We start from the raw sequence: 19,166 nt of genomic DNA on the forward strand, positions 1-19,166 counted from the left end.
GCTCCGGACGATCGCGACAGAAACACAGACTTTAGGCTATTCCGCGTCCGACGATAAAAAAACACCATAGGCCTCCCTGAATGGAGAGGCCTTATGACCAGCAAACAAACCCCTATCGACAGTGGATTCGACAGTGCAACAACGGCGACACAAGCATTGGCGGGTAAAGATTTACAGGGTATGACCTGCATCGTTACCGGCGGTTATTCCGGCATTGGCCTGGAAGCGGTACGGGCGTTGGCGGGCGCTGGTGCACAGGTGATAGTGCCCGCCCGCGACACGCTCAAAGCCGAGCGCAATTTGCGCGGCATCCTCGGCGTCGAGCTGGCCAGCCTGGATTTGCTTGACGCGGCGTCCATCGAGCATTTCGCCCAGACGTTCCTGGCCTCCGGCCGCGCCTTGCATCTGTTGATCAACAGCGCCGGGATCATGGCAACCCCATTGCAACGCAACGCCAATGGCCTGGAAGCGCAGTTTGCCACCAATCATTTGGGCCACTTCCAACTGACCACACAGCTGTGGCCGGCCTTGTGCAAAGCAAACGGTGCACGCGTGGTCGCGGTCTCATCCCTGGGGCATCGGCTGAGCCCGCTGCATTTCGACGACCCGCAATTTGACCGCCGCCCGTATGAAAAATGGCTCGCGTACGGCCAGTCAAAAACCGCCAACGCGCTGTTTGCCGTGGCACTTGACCAGCGTGGCAAGGCCCATGGCGTGCGGGCCTTTTCCGTACACCCCGGCGAGATTCTCACCGACCTGGTTCGTTACCTGGACAAGCAAGACCTGGCATTCGTCGGCGCATTGGATGAGCTCGGCAATATTCGCGCGGCCAGTCATTACAAAAGCCCGCAGCAAGGTGCGGCGACAATGGTGTGGTGCGGCGTCAGCCCTCAACTCGACGGGCTGGGCGGCCTGTATTGCGAGGACTGTGAGGTGGCCAGCCCCACGCAGGATGAAACCGGGCGCAGCGGCGTACACCCTTGGGCCATAGACCCGGAACAGGCCGAGCAGTTATGGGCGCTGAGCGAGGAACTGAGTGGCGTCAGGCTTTAGTCGCGGGCGCCCACCAACGTGGCAACAACTGGCGCACCCGCGCCTCGCCGAAGCGGTCGTCGATCAACATCACCACGCCGCGGTCGTGCTGGCTGCGGATCACCCGGCCCGCAGCCTGCACCACCTTCTGGATGCCGGGGTACAAATACGTGTAGTCATAACCGGCGCCAAAGATCGCGCCCATGCGCAGCTTCATTTGCTCGTTGACCGGGTTCAGCTGCGGCAAGCCCAAGGTGGCGATAAACGCGCCGATCAAACGCGCGCCGGGCAAGTCGATGCCCTCGCCGAACGCACCGCCGAGTACGGCAAAGCCGATGCCCTGGCTGTGCTCGGTGAACTGGTCGAGAAATGCCTGGCGCTCGGCCTCGGCCATGCCGCGCGACTGCTGCCAGAGCGGAACTTGCGGGTAACGTTCGGCCAGCAGTTGCGCCACTTGTTGCAGGTAGTCAAAGCTGGAAAAAAACGCCAGGTAGTTACCCGGTTGTTGCGCGAATTGGCGGGCAATCAGCTCGACAATGGGTTCCAGCGAGGCGTCGCGATGCACAAACCGCGTCGAAATCTCATCGACGATGCGCACGTGCAATTGCTCGGCCTTGAACGGTGATTCCACATCGATCCACGCGGTGTCCGCCGGCAAACCCAAAAGGTCGGCGTAATAGTGACGCGGGCTCAACGTGGCGGAAAACAGCACGCTGCTGCGCGCCGCCGTCAAGCGCGGCCGCAGGAATTCGGCGGGCACCACATTGCGCAGGCACAGGGTTGAGCTGCTGCGTTTGCCACTGAACTGGCGCTTGCTGATATCGAAGATAAAGTGCTCGTTGAACAGCTCGGCCACCTTGGCGAACTGCAGCGCTTCAAAGTAGAAGGCTTGCAGGTCGCCGGCCAACGCTTCGGGATGGTCGTTGAAGTAGTCGCCCATGGCGCGGGCGCACAGGCTCAGGGCCTGCAGGAGTTTTTCCGGGCGGGTGGCATAGGCCTGGTACGACGCGAGCTGGTCCTTGTGCAGCGCGTTCCATTCGCGGTTCAGGCGCTGCAAGGGTTTCTTCAAGGGCTCGGGGGCCGTGTCGCGCAGGGTCTTGAGGCTGTATTGGTCGAGGCTGGCGCTGTACATCGAGCGGGCGCGCTCCACCAGGTTGTGGGCTTCGTCCACCAGCACCGCCGCGCGCCACTGGTTGAGCTGGGCGAGGCCGAAGAGCATGGCGCCAAAGTCGAAATAATAGTTGTAGTCGGCGACCACCAGGTCGGCCCAGCGTGCCATTTCCTGGCTCAGGTAATAGGGGCAAACGTCATGGGCCAGGGCCACGTCGCGCAGGTTACGCTGGTTGAGCAGGCGCACTTTGGACGCGGCGATCCGCGCGGCAGGCAAACGATCGTAGAAACCCTTGGCCAACGGGCAGGAATCGCCGTGGCAGGCTTTGTCCAGGTGTTCGCAGGCTTTGTCCCGGGCCACCAGTTCGAGTACCCGCAGTTGCAGGTCGGGGCTGCTGGTGAACAATACCTGGGACGCATCGAGGGCCAGCTTGCGGCCAGGCGTCTTGGCGGTCAGAAAGAACACCTTGTCCAGTTGCTGCGGCGCCAAGGCCTTGAGCAATGGAAAAATGGTGCCAATGGTTTTGCCGATTCCGGTAGGCGCCTGGGCCATCAGGCAGCGCCCGGTGGTGATCGCCTTGTACACCGATTCGGCCAGGTGGCGCTGGCCAGGGCGAAAGTCCGCATGAGGAAAACCCAAGGCTTGTGCGCCATGGTTGCGCGCTTCGCGGTGCTGCATTTCCTGCCGGGCCCAGCCGAGGAACAGCGCGCATTGCTGGTTGAAGAACGGCTCCAGCTCGGCCGCCTGGAAATGCTGGTTGAGCAGGGTTTCGCCCTCGCCGACGATATCGAAATACACCAGCGCCACGTTGATTTCGCTGAGACCGAGCTTGCGGCACATCAACCAGCCATACACCTTGGCCTGGGCCCAATGCAGTTGCCGATGGTTCGCGGGTTGGGCGTCGAGGTCGCCGCGATAGGTTTTTACCTCTTCGAGGCGGTTGGCGTCCGGGTCGTAGCCGTCTGCCCTGCCCCGCACCTTCAACTGCTGATACTCGCCTTCCAGGGCCACTTCATTCTGATAGTGCGCGCTGCGCCGCGAGGCGACGGTGCGATGGCCGGCAATGCCTTCCTGGGCGCTGGGCGACGGTGTGAAGCGCAGGTCGAGATCGCCGACCTTGGCCGTGAACTCACACAACGCACGCACGGCCACGGTGTAGCTCAAGCCGGCAGCTCCGCCCAGCGCACGTAGCAGACGGTGACCGGCATCTGGTTTTCGCCGCAGAATTCCAGCCAGCGCAGTTGGTTGTCTTGCAGGCGGTCGCCGGGCCCCTTGACCTCGATCATGCGGTAGGTCTTTTGCGCGGGCCAGAACTGGATCAGGTCGGGCATGCCCGCGCGGTTGGCGCGGATATCCAGCAACAGCCGCTCGAACCAGTGGCGCAGGTGTGCGGCGGGCAGGCAGTCCAGGGCTTGTTCCAGCAGTTCTTCGGTGAGCAGGTTCCAGAATACAAAAGGTGACTGGATGCCCCACTTCTCGCTGTAGCGCTGGCGGATGCTGGCCTTGTAGCGCTCATCCTGCAATTGCTCGAAACACGCGGCAAACAGCGGCGCGCGCCGCGCGTGGAAGTCTTCGCTGTGCAAATCCGCCGGGCCACGCTGGAACGGATGGAAAAACGAGCCCGGCAACGGCGCGAAAATCGCCTCCCAGCACAGCAGGCCAAACAGCGAATTGATCAGGCCATTTTCCACATAGTGCACCGGAGCCTCGGGCTCGCTGAGGTGGGCCTGCACACAGTATTCCACCGACACCAGCGGTTCGAGCAAGGCGATTTCCAGGTCCAGGCGCGTGACAGGCCGGGGCTTGGTCTTGGGCAGCGCCGGTTCACCGAGTTTGCGCCGCAGGCGTGGCAGCACCCGTTGCAGGTGCTGCAGCTCGGCGGGGGTTTGCGGGGCTTGTTGCGCCGCGGTTGCCAGGGCCATGGCCTGGGCGTAGTCCTCCTGGCGCTCCAGCACGCGAATCAGCCGCGCGCGAGCGCCAGGGTATGCGCAGGAGCGGTAGATCTGCTGCGCCAGGTCCAGTTCGGCGCTGCGCTCACAATATTGCCCCATCTGGAACAACAGCTTGGCGCGGCGCTTTTCCAGCCAGGGGTTGTCGGTGCAAAGCGTGGCCACTCGGGCCAGCACGTCGTCCAGCGCTTCGCCGGCCTCAAACCCCTGCTGGCATTGATGCAGGAACAGGTAGCCAAGCACGTCGGCACGGCTACGCAAACCACGTGACTCGGCGCAGATTTCGACTTTTTCATAGGTGTAGATGCCAAGGTCAGCCAGTATGAACTCGGACCAGTCCTGGTGCATGTTGCCGAAAAACATCAGGCGCAGGCGGTCGCACAAGTCCATGACGGTAAGGCTGTACAGGCTGTCGGCGAGGTCTGGGCACCAATCGGCAAAACTGCGCGGCTCGGTGAACTGCGCGGCCAACCCGTCCAGCCAGTCGGCTTTTTTGCCTTTGGGGTGCTCGATCCAGGGTTTGAAGGCGCCCAGCAGTTCGCTTTTTTGCACCAAGGCGAACAGTTCTTCAAAGGCCAGCGAACACTGCGCATCCACCCAGCCTAATTCCAGCAACGGGCCGACCGCGACATGCGGGCAACCGATCTCCAGATAACTGAGCTTACCCGCACGAAAATGCACACCCTTGCGCATCACCATGCGCACCAGCAAGGCCTGGGACGCTTGCGGCAACCTGTCAAATTGCTGAATGAAATGCTGTTCGTCAGGGTCAAGCAAATCCGCATAGCGTTGCCCCAGCCAATGCAGGACCTGGCGGAAGTTATGCAGGTAATAGAGCGGGTCGTCGAGGGGATTGGCCATGGTACGCAATGATCAAATACTGGTTATGCATACAGAGTGCCGCTGCAAAAGCCTTGTTGCAATCTGTAATAGATAAATGGCGCAGGCAACTTTCCGCATAAAAGCGATCAGATGGGGAGTCAATCGCGTAACATTTGTGGCCCGCGCCCACGGCGTGGGATTTTTCAGGGTTAAAGGTAAGGGTTATGAACATGAAGAATTTGGGTCTGCCCCTGGTTGCACTCACTTTTCTGCTATTGGCCGGTTGCGCGACGCAAACCGTAGTGACACTGCAAAATGGCACACAGTATTTGACCAAGGACACCCCAAAAACCAAGACGGCCGATGGTTTCTACGAATTCACCGACATTGCCGGCAAGCGCGTCCGCGTCAAAGCCGACGACGTAGCCACCGTCCGCAAAGAAAACTGATCCCCCTCACAAAATCAATCAAATGTGGGAGGGGGCTTGCCCCCTCCCACATTTGGACTGCATTCCAAGTCCAGCATCATCTCAGGTCAGTTCCGCACCGGCCCAAACGCCTCATCCACCTTCGCCAGGTCAGTATCCCGCAAATTCCCCGCGTAATAATGCAACCGGGTCCAGGCCATCAAATAGTCATACCGCGCCTGCGCCAGATCACGACGCGTGCTGTACAACTGCTGCTCAGCATTCAACGCATCCAGATTGACCCGCTCGCCACCCAGAATGCTGTGCTGGGTCGACACCACCAGCGCTTCAGCCGACGCAAGCGCCTTCTGATAAGCGCGCAACTTGCTCACCCCCGACAGGCAGGCACTGAACTGTCGGCGCAACTCGATCAGGGTTTCGCGGGTCTTGCCTTCCAGCTCGTACTCGGCCTGCTCCATGGCGCGGCTGGCCTGGCGCGTGGACGCCGAGATGCCGCCGCCGGCATACAGTGGCACGCTGACCTCGACGCCAATGGTATTGGTGTCATAGCGCTGGTTATAGGTGTTGCCGCTGTCCGACTCCTGTTGGCGCGAGCTGGCATAGGCGGTGACCTTGGGCAAATGCCCGGCGCGGTTGCGCTCCACTTCATAACGCGCCACTTCCAGGGCCTGGCGCTGGGACGCGAGCGTGGGATTATTGCTGATCGCCAGTTCATGCCAGGTATCGTAGTTGGCCGGCGCCAAAGTGAACGCGGCAAACCCCTTGTTCAGCGGCGCCAGGTCCTGGATGTTGACGCTTTGCACACCAATCAACGCCCCCAGTTCGCGTAGAGATGCATCCTGCTCATCCAGCGCCTGGATCTCTTCGGCCGTAGCCAATTCATACCGCGACTCGGCTTCGAGAATATCGGTGCGCGTGCCCTCGCCTTGCTCGAACAAATGCCGGTTCTGCTGGAACTGCTGCTCGAAGGCTTTCTTTTTCGCACGGGCTATGTCGATCTGATCCTGGGCAAACAGCGCCTGGGTGTAATAACTCAGCACCCGCACCAGCAGCGCCTGGCTTTTGTCGCGAAAGCTCTCATCGGCGAACAGCGCCTGGGCCACGCCTTTGCGGTAGTTGGCGTAGGCCTCGTAGTCGAACAGCGGCTGTTGCAGGCTGAAGGTCGAGCCGTAGCTGTTGTAGTTGCGGTCGTCGTGGTAACTGCCGCCGCGCCCGTCGGGCAAGGTGGCCTGGGAGTTGTTGCGGCCCTTGTTGTAGTTATAGGACAGCTTGGGCAGCAGGCCGGCGCGGCCGATGCTGCGGTTTTCCAGGCCGGCGTCGCGCTCCTTGATGGCACCCAGGAATACCGGGTCATTGCGCAAGGCCTGCTCGTACACGTCGAACGGGCCCATGGCCGCCTGGGCATTGGCGCTGATCAGCAGTAAGGCGATGAACACAGTTTTCATGTTCATTCCTCGGTCAACGCGGAGCCGGCGCGGTCCAGCAACGGCTTGAACAGGTAGTTGAGCAACGAGCGTTCGCCGGTGCGCACGAACATCTCGGCGGGCATGCCCGGCTTGATCACCAAACCCTGGAGTTTCTCCAGCGCCGCCGCGCTGACCGTGGTGCGCAGCACGTAATACGGCGCGCCGGTCTTCTCATCCAGCATCTGGTCGGCGGAAATCAGGCTGACCTCCCCCGGCACTCGCGGGGTGCGGCTCTGATTGAAAGCGGTGAACAGGATATCCACCGGCAGGTGCGTGCCGACCTTGTCCACCAAGTGCACCGGCAGGTGCCCTTCCACTTCCAGTTGCGTGCCCTGAGGCACGATCTCCAGCAGGGTTTCCCCGGCACGCACCACGGCGCCCTCAGTGTGCACGCTGAGGTTTACCGCGATGCCATCGGCCGGCGCATTGATTTCGCTGTGTTGCAGGTCGAAACCCGCCGAGGTGAGTTGCTGCTCCAGGGTCAGGCTGCGCAACTGCGCGTCGGCGAGCTGGCTGCGCACCTCCTTCTGGTATTCCTCGCTGTGCTGTTGCAATTTCAGACGCGATTCAAGGATGCCCTGCTCCACCCGCCCGCTTTCACCACTGTTCTGCGCCAGGTCCTGCTGCACCTGGGATAACTGGCGCTGATACTCCATCAATCGGTTACGCGGGATGTAGCCGTTGTCGGCCAGGGGTTGCAGGTTGGCCAATTGGTCGCGCAGGGATTGGGCCTGGGCGCTCAGGTCGCTGCGGGCACGGCGCATACCGCCGAGTTGCGCAGTGGCGCCATCGATATTGGCACGGATCCCCGCCTGTTCACGGGAAAACGCCTCGCGACGGCTGCTGAACAACTGTCGCTGGCCTTCGAGCACCAACGCCAGGGCCGGGTCGGGATGGTTGCTCAACTCAGACGGAAACACGATGCCGGCCTGGTTATCGCGCTCGCTCTGCCAGCGGGCTACGCTGGCCCAGGCCATGCGGTATTGGGCTTGCAGGGATTGCACATCAGCCTGGTGCTGGGTCTGGTCGAGACGAAACAACGGCTGGCCCTGCTTCACGGCCTCGCCCTCCTTCACCAATATCCGGCTGACCACGCCGGGGCTGAAGGTTTGCACGGCCTTGCGCTTGCCCGACACCACCACTGTGCCCTGCACCGGAATGCCCTGATCCAGCGGCGCGAGGCTGGCCCAGAGGAAAAACCCACCGGCGCCGAGTACTGTCAGCCACCAGCCCAAACGCACGAAAAACCGCGCGTCGCGTTGCTCCAAAGTGATACTGCTCATGCGCCTGGATTCCTTGCGGCTTGATACTGACGACTGAAACTCACCCCAGTCTTTTCCTTGGGCGCTTCCTGCTGACCGGACAACGCGCGCAGCACCTCCTGGCTCGGCCCGAACGCCTGCAAGTGCCCGTCGCTGAGCACCAGCAGCTTGTCGGCCTGGGCCAGCGCCGAAGAACGATGGGTGACCAGCACCACGCTGCTGCCCTGGGCTTTCATCTGCACGATGGCGCTGGCCAACGCCGCTTCACCGACCGTGTCCAGGTTGGAGTTAGGCTCATCCAGCACGATCAGGCTCGGCCCGCCGTACAGCGCGCGGGCCAGGGCCACGCGTTGTTTCTGGCCGCCGGACAGGCCACCGCCGTTGTCGCCCAGCAGCGTGTCGTAGCCCTGGGGCAAGCGCAGGATCAATTCATGCACACCGGCTTGCTGCGCGGCCTGCACCACCAATGCCGGATCTGCCTCGCGAAAGCGCGCGATGTTGTCGGCGATGCTGCCGCTGAACAGTTCGATGTCCTGAGGCAGATAGCCAATATGTGGGCCGAGGTCGTCACGGTCCCAGCGATGGATATCCGCACCGTCCAGGCGCACGGTGCCGGCCAGGGTTGGCCACACACCCACCAGCACGCGGGCCAGTGTGGATTTACCCGAGCCCGAGGCACCGAGCACGCCCAGCACCTCGCCCGCGCCGAGGTTGAAGCTGACCTGCTGCAGCGTGGCCAAGCGCCGCCCCGGCGGGCCCGCGCTGACCTGTTCAAAGCTGACCTGTCCCTTGGGCGCTGGCAACTTCATCGGCTCACTGTCCGGCGGGAACTCGCGCAGCAACTCGTCCAGGCGCTGGTAGGCCAGCTTGGCCGAACTCCATTGCTTCCACACCGCAATCAACTGGTCGATGGGGCTGAGCACGCGGCCCATCAGGATGGAACCGGCAATCATCATCCCGGCGGTCATATCGCCGCGGATCACCAGCAACGCGCCCAGGCCCAGCACCAGCGATTGCAGGCACAGGCGCAGGGACTTGCTCAAGGAGGTGATCACCGAGCCGGTGTCGCTGGCGCTGTTCTGCAAGCCCAGGAATTGCGAGTGCACGGCAAACCAGCGTGCGCGCAACGCGCCGAGCATGCCCATGGCCTGGATGGTCTCGGCATTGTGCAAATGGCTGGTGGCCAACTGCGTCGATTGCTGGGAGTAGCCGCTGGCCTCGCCCAGCGGCTTTTTGGTCAGGTACTCATTCAGGCACGCCAGGCCAATCAGCAGCACGGCACCGGCCGTGGCCAATACGCCGAGCCAGATGTTGAACAGGAAAATCACAAACAGGTAGATGGGAAACCACGGCGCGTCAAAAAACGCGAACAGCGCCGGCCCGGTGATGAACTGGCGAATATGGGTCAAATCCCCCAGCGACTGCCCGGCATGCCCCTGGCCGCGCTGCAGGTTGCGTTCAAACGCGGCCTTGTACACGCGCAAGTTGAAACGCCGCTCCAACTGGCTGCCGATGCGGATCACGATAAAACTGCGGATAACTTCCAGGGTGCCTATAAACGCGAAGAACCCCACGACCATCAGCGTCAACATCACCAGGGTGGTTTCATTCTGCGAGGACAATACCCGGTCGTACACTTGCAGCATGTAAATCGACGGCACCAGCATCAACAGGTTAATCAGTGCCGTGAAGCAGCCAACACTGATCAGGATGCTCTTGTATTCACCCAGCGCTTTGAATAACGGCGCCACGGCAGTGGGCTTGGCCATAACTAATGATCTTCCTTGAACCAAACGACGCGCAAAAGCTGCCCGTCCCCGATGTCGGGGCGGCCAACTAATAAAACCGGGTTTAACGCTAACTAAGGTGCGCGGTGCAATACAACTAACGCGCCGGAAGGCGTACGCCCCTGATACTCACCTTCTTTCTGCCGATTCAGATGGGTAATGCCACTGCCCTCGGCATTCATCAGCCAGATGCCGTCGGGGGTCGGCGACCAGCTCAGGGGCCTGTCCCCCAACCATTGCGCCACACAGGCGACATCGCCGCCCAGGGCATTCGCCGGTTCCAGCAGGTCCAGGGCGCAGACCTGATCCGCCTGATGCAACTGCCAGTGCCCGGCCAGTTGGGCGCTGGTGGGTAAAACAAGACTGCTCGCCATGACGTGGGCTCCTGCCGACACGAACATCACCTGCACAACGCCGGTGATCGAATTGAAAAAACGCCGCATGTTCACGCTCCCTGTGCAAGGCGCGGCGCCGAAACGCCGCGCCCGTGCATCACGCCACGATGTCGCTGACCGCCGCCTGGCCGACGGTGGTGACGAGGAAATCCGCCACGCCGTGCCCGGAGAAGTCGACCGCCAAGGTGCCCAGGTTGGTACCTGCGGCGTAGGTCAGTACCGCGTCGCCGGCATGCCCGGTAAACGCGTTGACGAAGGTCAGGCCCGCGCCCTTGGTGATGCCGCTGAGGTCGATCTTGTCTGAACCCGAGGTAAAGTCAAAGATCTTGTCCGCCGCACCCGGCCTGGAGTCGGAACTGGCGCCGAACACAAAGGTGTCGTTGCCCGCGCCGCCCCACAACTGGTCTGCCCCGCCGCCGCCGTAGATCAGGTCATTGCCGGCGCCGCCCTTGATCACGTTGGCTGCGTTGTTACCGATGATCAGGTCGTTGCCCGCGCCACCGAACGCATTCTCGACGGTCACGCCCTTGGCGATGGACACGTTGCCCACCAGGCCGCCAACGTCGGAGAACGAGGCCTCATTGAGGTTGATCTTCTGGTTCTGGGTAAAACCGGAGAAGTCCAGGGTGTCGTTGCCGCCGCCGTCCCACACCGAGAACACCAGCTTGTCGGCGTTCGACGTAGCGCTGAGGAAATCGCGCCCGGTATTGGAGTTGAAGCCGTAGGTGGTGTCGCCGGCGCGGGTGTTGTAGTTGGCGCCGTAGAGCTTCTGGATCGCCGCGATGTCGTCGATCAGCGGCGCGGACGCATAGGCCTCGACCCCGCCTTTGCTGAAGTTCTGGTTGGTGTTGCTCTCGCTCCAGTAACTCATGAGGCTGTAGCCGCGCGTGTCCTGTCCATAGGTCGCGTCGTTGTAGGTCGGGTTGCCATTGCCGGCGTTGTAGTCGCCAGGGTGGGCCAGGCCGAGGGTGTGGCCGATTTCGTGGGTCAGGGTCTGCCGGCCATAGTTGTTCAGGTCCGGGGTTTTGTTCGGCGTGTAGCTGCTGTTGGTCAGGTACCACGAGGTGCCGTCGTAGCCCGCGCCGGTGCCGGGCAGGTAGGCGAAGGCCGCCGCGCCGTCCTGGCCGCCGCTGTAGTTGCCGAAGGTCATGTGGCCGTCACCGCCGCTGGCTTTCTCGGTGAAGGTGACATTGGCCACATCGGCCCAGGATTGCATGGCCAGCACGGCCTGGGCTTTCTGCTGGGCGCTGAACTGGCTGAACCCGGAGATGCCATGTTTGTTCATGGTGCTCGAGGAGGCCGAGGTCAGGAAGGTGTAAGTCAGATCGATCTTGCCGTTGCCATCAGCGTCCCGGTAGGCGGCACCGTCGCGCAGCAGCTGGGTGGCCGCCTGGTCGACGGTGTAGGACGGTTTGCCATTGACCGTGAGGTTGCCGCCACGGTCATACAGATGGCTGAAGCTATCGATTTGCGAGTAAGCGGTGCTGGCTTGCGCCGCCGACACGATAGCCTTGTCTTTAACTTTTGACATAAACGTACTTCCTTGTTTGCAAGTGCATCAGTCTTTGATCGATAGGAACCCCGCGGGCGAGATCGTCCTATCACTCGCCTCTTTTGAAGGCGTAAGAAAACTGACACAACTTGAAAACATTCGTCTACATCTATTTAGGCGGCAAAAACATGCTGTGTAAATAACATCAGCCAGTGCAAGGCCGTATTTATTGGGCGGATTCAATTCTGTCCGACAAAAGACACGGGCACTTATTTAAATATTAAATAGAGGTAAAGCCGCCCAAGTTGGGCGGCTTAGTTGAATAATGGATCCAATTAATTGCCACAGTGCCATTGGCAACATTAAACAGCCACTACCCCTACTTAAAATCTGAGTTGACCCCTATAACCGGGACAAGCATACAAACACTGTCGCCAGTTCAGCGGCCGGTACGAATGGTGTTCCACACCCGCGTACGCACCCGATCGATATTCAACGGCATCGCCTCCAGCGCAAACAACTTGCCCATCATTTCCGGGCTCGGGTACACCTTGGTATCCGCCTTGATCGCCGGCTCCACCAGGCTGTCAGCGGCTTGGTTGCCATTGGCGTAGTGCACGTAGTTGGTGATGCTGGCCATCACTTCCGGGCGCAGCAGGTAATTCATGAACGCGTAGCCGGCTTTTTCGTCAGGCGCATCGACGGGCATGGCGACCATGTCGAACCAGATCGCGGCGCCTTCCTTGGGAATGTTGTAGCCAATGTTCACACCGTTCTTGGCTTCCTTGGCACGGCTTTCGGCTTGCAGGATGTCGCCGGAGAAGCCGACGGCCACGCAGATATCGCCGTTGGCCAGGTCGGCGGTGTATTTCGAGGAATGGAAATACGCCACGTACGGCCGCACTTTCATCAGCAGCTCTTCGGCCTTCTTATAGTCCTCGGCCTTCTTGCTGTGGTGCGGCAGGCCCAGGTAATTCAGCGCGGCGGGCAGCAATTCCGGGCCGTTGTCGAGGATCGCCACGCCGCATTTTTGCAGCTTGGCCATGTTCTCGGGCTTGAAGATCAAGTCCCAGGAATCTACCGGGGCGTTGTCACCCAGCACCGCCTTGACCTTGTCGATGTTGTAGCCAATGCCGGTGCTGCCCCACAGGTACGGGAAGCCGTGGGCATTGCCCGGGTCGTTGTTTTCCAGGGCCTTGAGCAAAACCGGGTTGAGGTTTTTCCAGTTGGGCAGTTGGCTTTTGTCGAGCTTTTTGAGTGCGCCGCCCTGGATCTGCCGGGCCATGAAATGGTTGGACGGGAACACCACGTCGTAACCCGATTTACCGGTCATCAACTTGCCGTCCAGCGTTTCATTGCTGTCGTAAACGTCGTAGGTAAAACCGATGCCGGTTTCTTTCTGGAAATTCTTGGTGGTGTCCGGGGCGATGTAGTCCGACCAGTTGTAGATTTTCACCGTCTCGGCGGCCTGGCTGATAGAGGCCACCAACATCAAGGGCAACAGGGCAATGGCTTTCATGGTTCGATTTCCTGGCGGTTTTAGGGCTGTTTTTATGGCAGGCGATCAAGGATCAAAGCGTTACAGAATCAATACGTAGGTCTTGCGCACGGTTGCCTGGATATCCCAGATCCCGGTGCTGTTGGCCGGCAACATCAGTGCATCGCCGGCTTCTATGTGAACGGTTTCACCGCTGTCGGGGGTGAAGGTGCAGCGGCCCTGGATAAAGTGGCAAAACTCCTGGGATTTGATCTGTCGACGCCAGCGGCCCGGGGTGCATTCCCAGATGCCGGTTTCGACGCCGTCGGTACGCTCCACGCTCAGGGTCGAGGCCACGGCGACTGGCTCGCCCAAGGGCACGGCCACCGGTGAGGAGTCCGGCAGGTGGGCGTTCAGGGTGTCTTTGAATTGAGTGATGCTCATGGGTTTTCCCGTGTGAGTGAAACGACTTACTGCATGAAACCTTCCATAAAGCCGGCCACGCCGGTGGCCAGCTTGCGGCGCCACGGCGCGCTGTTGGGGTTGGCCAGCACTTGGTCTTCATGGACAAAACTGCGGATGATTGCGTTGTAGCCCAGCCAGCGGCAGGGTTCGGGCTCCCAGGCCTTGAGTGCGTCCAGGCCACGCTCGCGGATTACCCAGGGCTGGTGAGTCAGTGGCGTATCGCGGCCGAGGATCAGGTCGGCCAGGGTTCGGCCGCCCAGGTTGGTGGCACCCACGCCCTCCCCCCCGTAGCCGCCCGAGAGCGCGATGCCGGTGTTGGGATCGCAGAGCATGTGCGGTCGGAAATTGCGCGACATGCCGAGGTTGCCACCCCAGGAATGGGTAATCCGCACGTTCTTGAGCTGTGGGAAGAGTTCTCCGAACAGGTAGCGACGCAGCTCCACCTCGCTGTCAGTCAAATCGAAGTTATGCCGCAGCTTGCCGGCAAACTGATAGCCACCCCGGGCGCCAAACACCAGGCGGTTGTCGGCCGTGCGCTGGCCGTAGGTGACCTGGCGGCTGCTCTCGCCAAAGGCCTGGCCTTGGCTCAGGCCAATTTCATCCCAGGTACTGGCCGGCAATGGCTCGGTGGCCACAATCAGGCTTTGCACCGGCAGTTGGTACCTGCCCAGCGGCGGCAACGTATTCGCGTAGCCTTCCACGGCGGGCACCACCCAGGCCGCGCGCACACTGGCGTTGGCGGTGCGCAGGCTGCCGGACTGCCAATGGGTGACCGGGCTGTTTTCATAAATCGGCACGCCCATGCTCTCGACCACCCGCGCCAGGCCGCGCACCAGCTTGGCCGGGTTGATCGTGGCGACATGGGGTGCGTAGATACCGCCATAGGGCTTGGCGATGCGGATCTGTTCGGCCAGCTGCTGAGGGCTCAGCCAGCGGTAGTCGGCTTCGGTGAGGCCCTGGGCGTGGAGTTTGTCCAGGTAGCGGCGCAGGCTGCCCTCCTGCTCGGGGTAGCGCGCGGCACAGTAGAGCGCGCCGCCTTTGCGGTAGTCGCAGTCGATGCCTTCACGGGCCAGCACCTGGGCGACTTCGTCGGGGATAGCGTGCAACAGGTCGTAGGACGCGCGGCGTTGTTCGGCCGCCAGGCCTGCCAGCAGGCGGTCTTCACCCAGCAAGTTGCCCATCAACCAGCCGCCGTTGCGGCCCGAAGCGCCGAAACCGGCGGTTTGCGCTTCGATGATGGCGATCTTCAGTTCAGGCGCCTGGCGTTTGAGGTAGTAGGCAGTCCACAGGCCGGTGTAACCGGCGCCGATAATGGCCACGTTGACGTCCAGGTCATGCTCCAGCGCCGGCCGCGCCTGCAGCGGGTCGTCCAACTGGTCCATCCATAAACTGATATTGCGCCATGCCGGCATGCCAAGCTCCCCTACCTCGTTACGATAGGGTTGATCCTAGAGCGCGGTGTCAGGGGCTGTCTTGCGCGCGTGCACGCAGGGAAATTTGTTTGACGTAGGCCTTGGGCGACTGGCCCGTGTGTTGGCGGAACGCACTGTAGAACGCCGACAACGAGTTGAAACCGGCGGCGAAGGCCAGGTCGTCGACCTTGATCGGCGGCAAGGCTTTATCCAGCGCAGCCAGCAAATGCTGGAGCCGCGACTGGTTGACGTAGCGGTAGAAGCTCAACCCCAGCACCTTGTTCAGCAAGTAGGAAATCTGATTACGGCTGTAGCCACACTCCCTGGACACGCGCTGCAGGTCCAGTTCGGGGTCCAGGTAAGGTTGCTTGCGTTCGAAATACTGCTGCAGGTCATTGGCCATATGCCCCAACTGCTGGGGTGACAGGCCCAGGCGGCTCACCGTGGGGCGGCGTGTCTGGGCCGGTTGCTCATGCACCAGGGACGCGTATTCATTGACCCGCCAGATCAGCCCGTCGCGCACGGTGATGGCCTCGCTGGTGCGAAACGACACCAGGCCCTGGCTACCGCGCAAGGTGATGCGGTACTGGATAAACGCGGTATCGCCATCGGCACGGATGCGGTCGGTGTGCTCGATCGCCTCGTCGGCCTCGCGGGGCATGCTGGCTTGCAAGTACTCACGCAACTCGGCGTAACGGACGACACGGTTCTGAAAAAAATCGTGGTACTGGATATCCGGGTGGTAGTAGGACATCACCCCCTCAAGGTCGCGATGGCGCCAACACAGGTGGTGGCGCAAAACCAGGTCGCCCGTGGCTTGGGTGTGCTGGCAATCATCGTCTGGGGCGATGTCGGGCATGGAAGGCTCTGCGGCGGGTAAACCCTGGAGATTGCCGAATTTTACCGGCACCTTCAATGACTGATTGACGCTTCGGACTAATGGCCTATTGCCTGGTTTTATGGCGGGACATGACCCACGTCAACTTAATGAAAAACAACCGCCGAACGGGGCAAAAAAACTGCGCTCGGGTTTGCGCACGAATGCTATTTTGAATGCTCCGACGCCACGACCAGTGACGGTCATGGCCCCCTGCCGCGAGCTAAAGGAAGCGCTCAATGAACAAGGTGGGCAACATGAACAAAGTGACGTTCCCCAACGCCTGCCAGCTGATGCGCTGGCATTTCCATCCGATGGGTTTCGAAGGCAGCATGGACGCGCCGGGCAGCATGGTCGCCCGCCTGTTTGACCGCGCCAGCGGTGAGACGCTGATCGCGATCGCCGGCATACCCTGCGCCACGGTGATGAATGCCGCGGATGTGGAGCGCATTATCGAGGCGGTGGAGGATGAGCTGGAATGCTTTGTGCCGCCGCTGTCATTGCGGGCTTGAGCACAGTCCTACAGGTATAGAGGGTCAAAATGTGGGAGGGGGCAAGCCCCCTCCCACATTGGAACTGCATTCACTTACTGACCGCGCCGGTCATCAAAGAACACCTTTGTGCCATCCACCCGCTCCGACGCCTTCGGCACATTCACCGCCTGCCCCTCGGGCTTCTCCACATACCAATAGCAATGGCTGACCGCCCGGGTGATACCGACATAGGCCAGGCGCAACACCTCGTCCTTTTGCGCCGAGTCATACGGCTCGCTGTCACCCTCCTTGCCCAGGCCCGCCATGCGATAAACCTGGTTCTTGTAGGGCGAGCTGGTCAGGTGCTGGCAATCCCCAAGCAGAAACACTGCATCCGCCTGCAGGCCTTTGGCGCTGTGATAGGTCAGTTGCTTCAACCGACGTGCCTGGGGTGGCAAGCTAGAATCCACATTAACTACAGATTGAATATGCTCTTGTATCAATAGCTTATCGCTACTTTTTCGATACAACATTAATACCGATTCACCTTTTTGATAGTGCTCCAGTAACTGCCGGCCCAATGCAGCATCGTCGCGCTCCTGCACCACCACCGGCACCAACGCCCTGGGAGTACCGCTGGCCTTGGCCTTTTTGCCCGGGATCGCCGGCGCGGCGCGCACGATATGCTCGGCCGCATCGATGATGTGCTGATGGCTGCGGTAGTTCTCACCCAGCATCACGCGGGTGGTGCTCGGCGACGGGAATTGTTGATTGAACTCCATGAAGTACTTGGGCGAACTGCCGCGCCAGCCGTAGATCGACTGCCAGTCATCGCCCACGCACAGCAGCGAGGAACGCTGCGCGCCACGGCCTACGTGCATCGCCGGGCCGCGACTGCGGATTTCGCGCAAGCTGGCGCGAATCCAGGAGACGATCTGCGGCGAAACGTCCTGGAACTCATCAATCATCAGGTGCGACATCGGCCGCAGCAGCGGGTCACTGAGCAGCTTGAGGTTTTCCGGGGTGTTTTCGCCGAACAGCGAGAACATCCGGTTGTAGGTCATGATCGGCGGCGATTGATCGAGCAGGTGATCTTCCAGGGCTTTCCAGAAGATGCTCAGCGCTTCAAAGAACAAGCGGTCCGGGTCGTCCCTGGCGAAGCTCATCTGGCCAACGGCAGTTGGCACGTCCAGCCCAAGGTTTTCGATAAAGCCGGCTGCGGCGACAAAACTGTCCAGCAGTGGCGCCGAAGCCAGTTCGCCTTTGACCTTGTAATCAAAGCCGGGGCCGGCGCTGGCGTCACCAGCGAGGCTGCTTGGAAGGCGCTTGGATGACTCATAACTATCTAGCCATATCAGTGGCTTACGGCAGAAAGCTTGAAACAGTGTGCGCTTCACTGCCCACTCCGCGCGCACCGACAATTTTGCATTCGGGCGGCTGAGCTGGGCGTTTTCCCGCGAATCGAAGCCCAGCACCACCCATGCGTCCAGTTCGGCAATGTAGCCGTGGCAGTGAAACTGCGCGCCGTTGATCTCAAAGGTCTGACGGCTTGGCTCGATGCCTTTGATCGGCCAGGCGCCGGCGCGAAACCATAGGTCCTCGATCACGTCACACAGTTCTTCGTCGCGTTTGGCGGCCAATTCGGTCACCGCCACGCGCTTCTGCACGTCCGGGTGGTCGCGCTCCAGCTCCCGCAGCTGCAGCCCCTGACGGGCCAGCGGCGTGATCAGCTCGCGAAAGCGCGCATGCCGGCCCTGCAGCCGGTGATAGCAGGCGTTCATCTGTTGGCGCTGGGCGTCGCCGATGCGCAGGTCGAACGGGTTGCTGTCGGCGTCGTCAACACCGCCGCTGAGGTTCTCGAATGCTTGCAGTCGTTCAAAACCCGGCAGGCTACGCACCATCGGCAGGATACGTGAGTGAAAGGTACGCACCACCGCCTGGGCCTCTTTGAGACCAAGGGGTTGGCCCCACAGGCTGAGAATCTCCATGAGCTTGTTGACGAAGTCTTTGCGCGACTCGCGGGTGAAGGTTACCACCGTCATCGAGCTCAATTCAAAGCCCAGGTAATAGGTGAGGAGCAAGATACGCAGCACCAGCGAGGTGGATTTACCCGCGCCGGCGCCGGCGATTACCGAGGTCGACGGCGTATCGCTGAAGATCATCTTCCATTGCGCTGCGCTGGGTTGGGCGTGGGCAGGCAGCAGGCGCGCCACGTCGGCCTTGATGCGTTTCTTGATCTCGGCGGTCAGCGGCAGGCGCCAATCATCGAACAGGCTGTCGTCGACACCCGGTGCGCGGTGTTCGTCCGGGCGAAAGTCGCGAATCAGCAGGACCTGCCGGCCCTCTTCAATGCCATCAGCCTTGCCTTCACGGTAACCGTATTCCACACCCGCCTCATGGCCGCTGCGAAAACCGTCGGCCTGCCCATGCAGCCAGGAAAACCGGTGCTGGGCGCGCAGGCGTGTCAGGCCATGGCCAAACAGGCGCGCGGCAAGGCGCTTGAGCAGCGGCATGTCTGCCAAGGGGCGCAGTTCGGGAGGCAAATCTGGCTTTTGTTGCGGCACGCGGTCTCCTGCGATGAGCTGGTTTGAACAAGTGCGCCATGGTCGCCGGAATCGGCGTTCAGTTCCAGCCAATTGCTTTGCCGTCATGCAGTTAGGCGATGAAGTGAAAGTCAAAACGCCAGCAACCAATCTAATCCATAGATAGGAATCAGGC

At 61.2% G+C, this 19,166-nt stretch carries 15 protein-coding genes; 3 read left to right on the top strand and 12 right to left on the bottom strand.

The annotated features are described in order from the left end of the window. Positions 1–93 precede the first annotated feature (93 nt). Entirely contained in the window at positions 94–1,053 is a 960-nt protein-coding gene (locus tag AC0IYH_RS01215; protein ID WP_471832738.1) for an oxidoreductase, read from the top strand. Here the strand turns inward: AC0IYH_RS01215 and AC0IYH_RS01220 are convergent. Together AC0IYH_RS01220 and AC0IYH_RS01225 are read right to left on the bottom strand one after the other, a co-directional pair. After that, positions 1,043–3,307, bottom strand: coding sequence for an ATP-dependent DNA helicase (locus AC0IYH_RS01220; RefSeq protein WP_471832739.1), 2,265 nt, complete (start codon positions 3,305–3,307; stop codon positions 1,043–1,045). The two genes, AC0IYH_RS01215 and AC0IYH_RS01220, sit on opposite strands and share 11 nt — an antisense overlap. Next, entirely contained in the window at positions 3,304–4,953 is a 1,650-nt protein-coding gene (locus AC0IYH_RS01225; protein WP_471832740.1) for a VRR-NUC domain-containing protein, read from the bottom strand. The genes AC0IYH_RS01220 and AC0IYH_RS01225 overlap by 4 nt, the downstream gene beginning before the upstream one ends. Positions 4,954–5,138: 185 nt before the next feature. Here AC0IYH_RS01225 and AC0IYH_RS01230 point away from each other — a divergent pair, with 185 nt between their 5' ends. Beyond that, positions 5,139–5,363, top strand: coding sequence for a YgdI/YgdR family lipoprotein (locus AC0IYH_RS01230; RefSeq protein ID WP_116628001.1), 225 nt, complete (start codon positions 5,139–5,141; stop codon positions 5,361–5,363). An 86-nt stretch (positions 5,364–5,449) separates the two neighbouring features. Here AC0IYH_RS01230 and AC0IYH_RS01235 read toward each other — a convergent pair whose 3' ends face one another. The 9 genes from AC0IYH_RS01235 to AC0IYH_RS01275 all read right to left on the bottom strand — a co-directional run bounded on the left by AC0IYH_RS01235 (position 5,450) and on the right by AC0IYH_RS01275 (position 15,957). Beyond that, complete coding sequence (locus AC0IYH_RS01235) at positions 5,450–6,787, bottom strand: TolC family outer membrane protein (protein WP_471832741.1); 1,338 nt, start codon at positions 6,785–6,787, stop codon at positions 5,450–5,452. Between the two features lie 2 nt (positions 6,788–6,789). Next, a complete protein-coding gene (locus tag AC0IYH_RS01240; RefSeq protein ID WP_116628003.1) occupies positions 6,790–8,091 on the bottom strand; it encodes an HlyD family type I secretion periplasmic adaptor subunit in 1,302 nt (433 codons plus the stop codon). Next, positions 8,088–9,839 carry a type I secretion system permease/ATPase gene (locus tag AC0IYH_RS01245; RefSeq protein ID WP_471832742.1) on the bottom strand — a complete coding sequence of 584 codons (1,752 nt, stop codon included), beginning with the start codon at positions 9,837–9,839 and terminating at the stop codon, positions 8,088–8,090. Before AC0IYH_RS01245 ends, AC0IYH_RS01240 begins: the two co-directional genes overlap by 4 nt. Positions 9,840–9,931: 92 nt before the next feature. Next, positions 9,932–10,300, bottom strand: a complete 369-nt coding sequence (locus tag AC0IYH_RS01250; RefSeq protein WP_471832743.1) for a protease inhibitor Inh/omp19 family protein — start codon at positions 10,298–10,300, stop codon at positions 9,932–9,934. A 49-nt stretch (positions 10,301–10,349) separates the two neighbouring features. Further along, complete coding sequence (locus AC0IYH_RS01255) at positions 10,350–11,783, bottom strand: serralysin family metalloprotease (protein WP_122772177.1); 1,434 nt, start codon at positions 11,781–11,783, stop codon at positions 10,350–10,352. Between the two features lie 400 nt (positions 11,784–12,183). Next, positions 12,184–13,263, bottom strand: a complete 1,080-nt coding sequence (locus tag AC0IYH_RS01260) for a polyamine ABC transporter substrate-binding protein (RefSeq protein ID WP_116628007.1) — start codon at positions 13,261–13,263, stop codon at positions 12,184–12,186. A gap of 60 nt (positions 13,264–13,323) precedes the next feature. After that, complete coding sequence (locus AC0IYH_RS01265; RefSeq protein ID WP_471832744.1) at positions 13,324–13,665, bottom strand: cupin domain-containing protein; 342 nt, start codon at positions 13,663–13,665, stop codon at positions 13,324–13,326. A gap of 26 nt (positions 13,666–13,691) precedes the next feature. After that, positions 13,692–15,098, bottom strand: a complete 1,407-nt coding sequence (locus tag AC0IYH_RS01270; protein WP_471832745.1) for an NAD(P)/FAD-dependent oxidoreductase — start codon at positions 15,096–15,098, stop codon at positions 13,692–13,694. Between the two features lie 49 nt (positions 15,099–15,147). Beyond that, the gene (locus AC0IYH_RS01275) at positions 15,148–15,957 is read right to left on the bottom strand and encodes a helix-turn-helix domain-containing protein (protein ID WP_116628010.1); all 810 of its coding nucleotides are present in this window, start codon (positions 15,955–15,957) and stop codon (positions 15,148–15,150) included. Positions 15,958–16,214: 257 nt separating this feature from the next. On the opposite strand from AC0IYH_RS01275, the gene AC0IYH_RS01280 reads away from it, so the two are divergent. Further along, on the top strand, positions 16,215–16,487 hold the full coding sequence (locus tag AC0IYH_RS01280; RefSeq protein WP_026013572.1) for a DUF1652 domain-containing protein: 273 nt from the start codon (positions 16,215–16,217) through the stop codon (positions 16,485–16,487). A gap of 74 nt (positions 16,488–16,561) precedes the next feature. On the opposite strand, the gene AC0IYH_RS01285 is transcribed toward AC0IYH_RS01280, so the two are convergent. Next, on the bottom strand, positions 16,562–19,012 hold the full coding sequence (locus tag AC0IYH_RS01285) for a UvrD-helicase domain-containing protein (protein WP_471832746.1): 2,451 nt from the start codon (positions 19,010–19,012) through the stop codon (positions 16,562–16,564). Positions 19,013–19,166 lie beyond the last annotated feature (154 nt).

Source organism: Pseudomonas sp. AC463, from assembly GCF_979253585.1.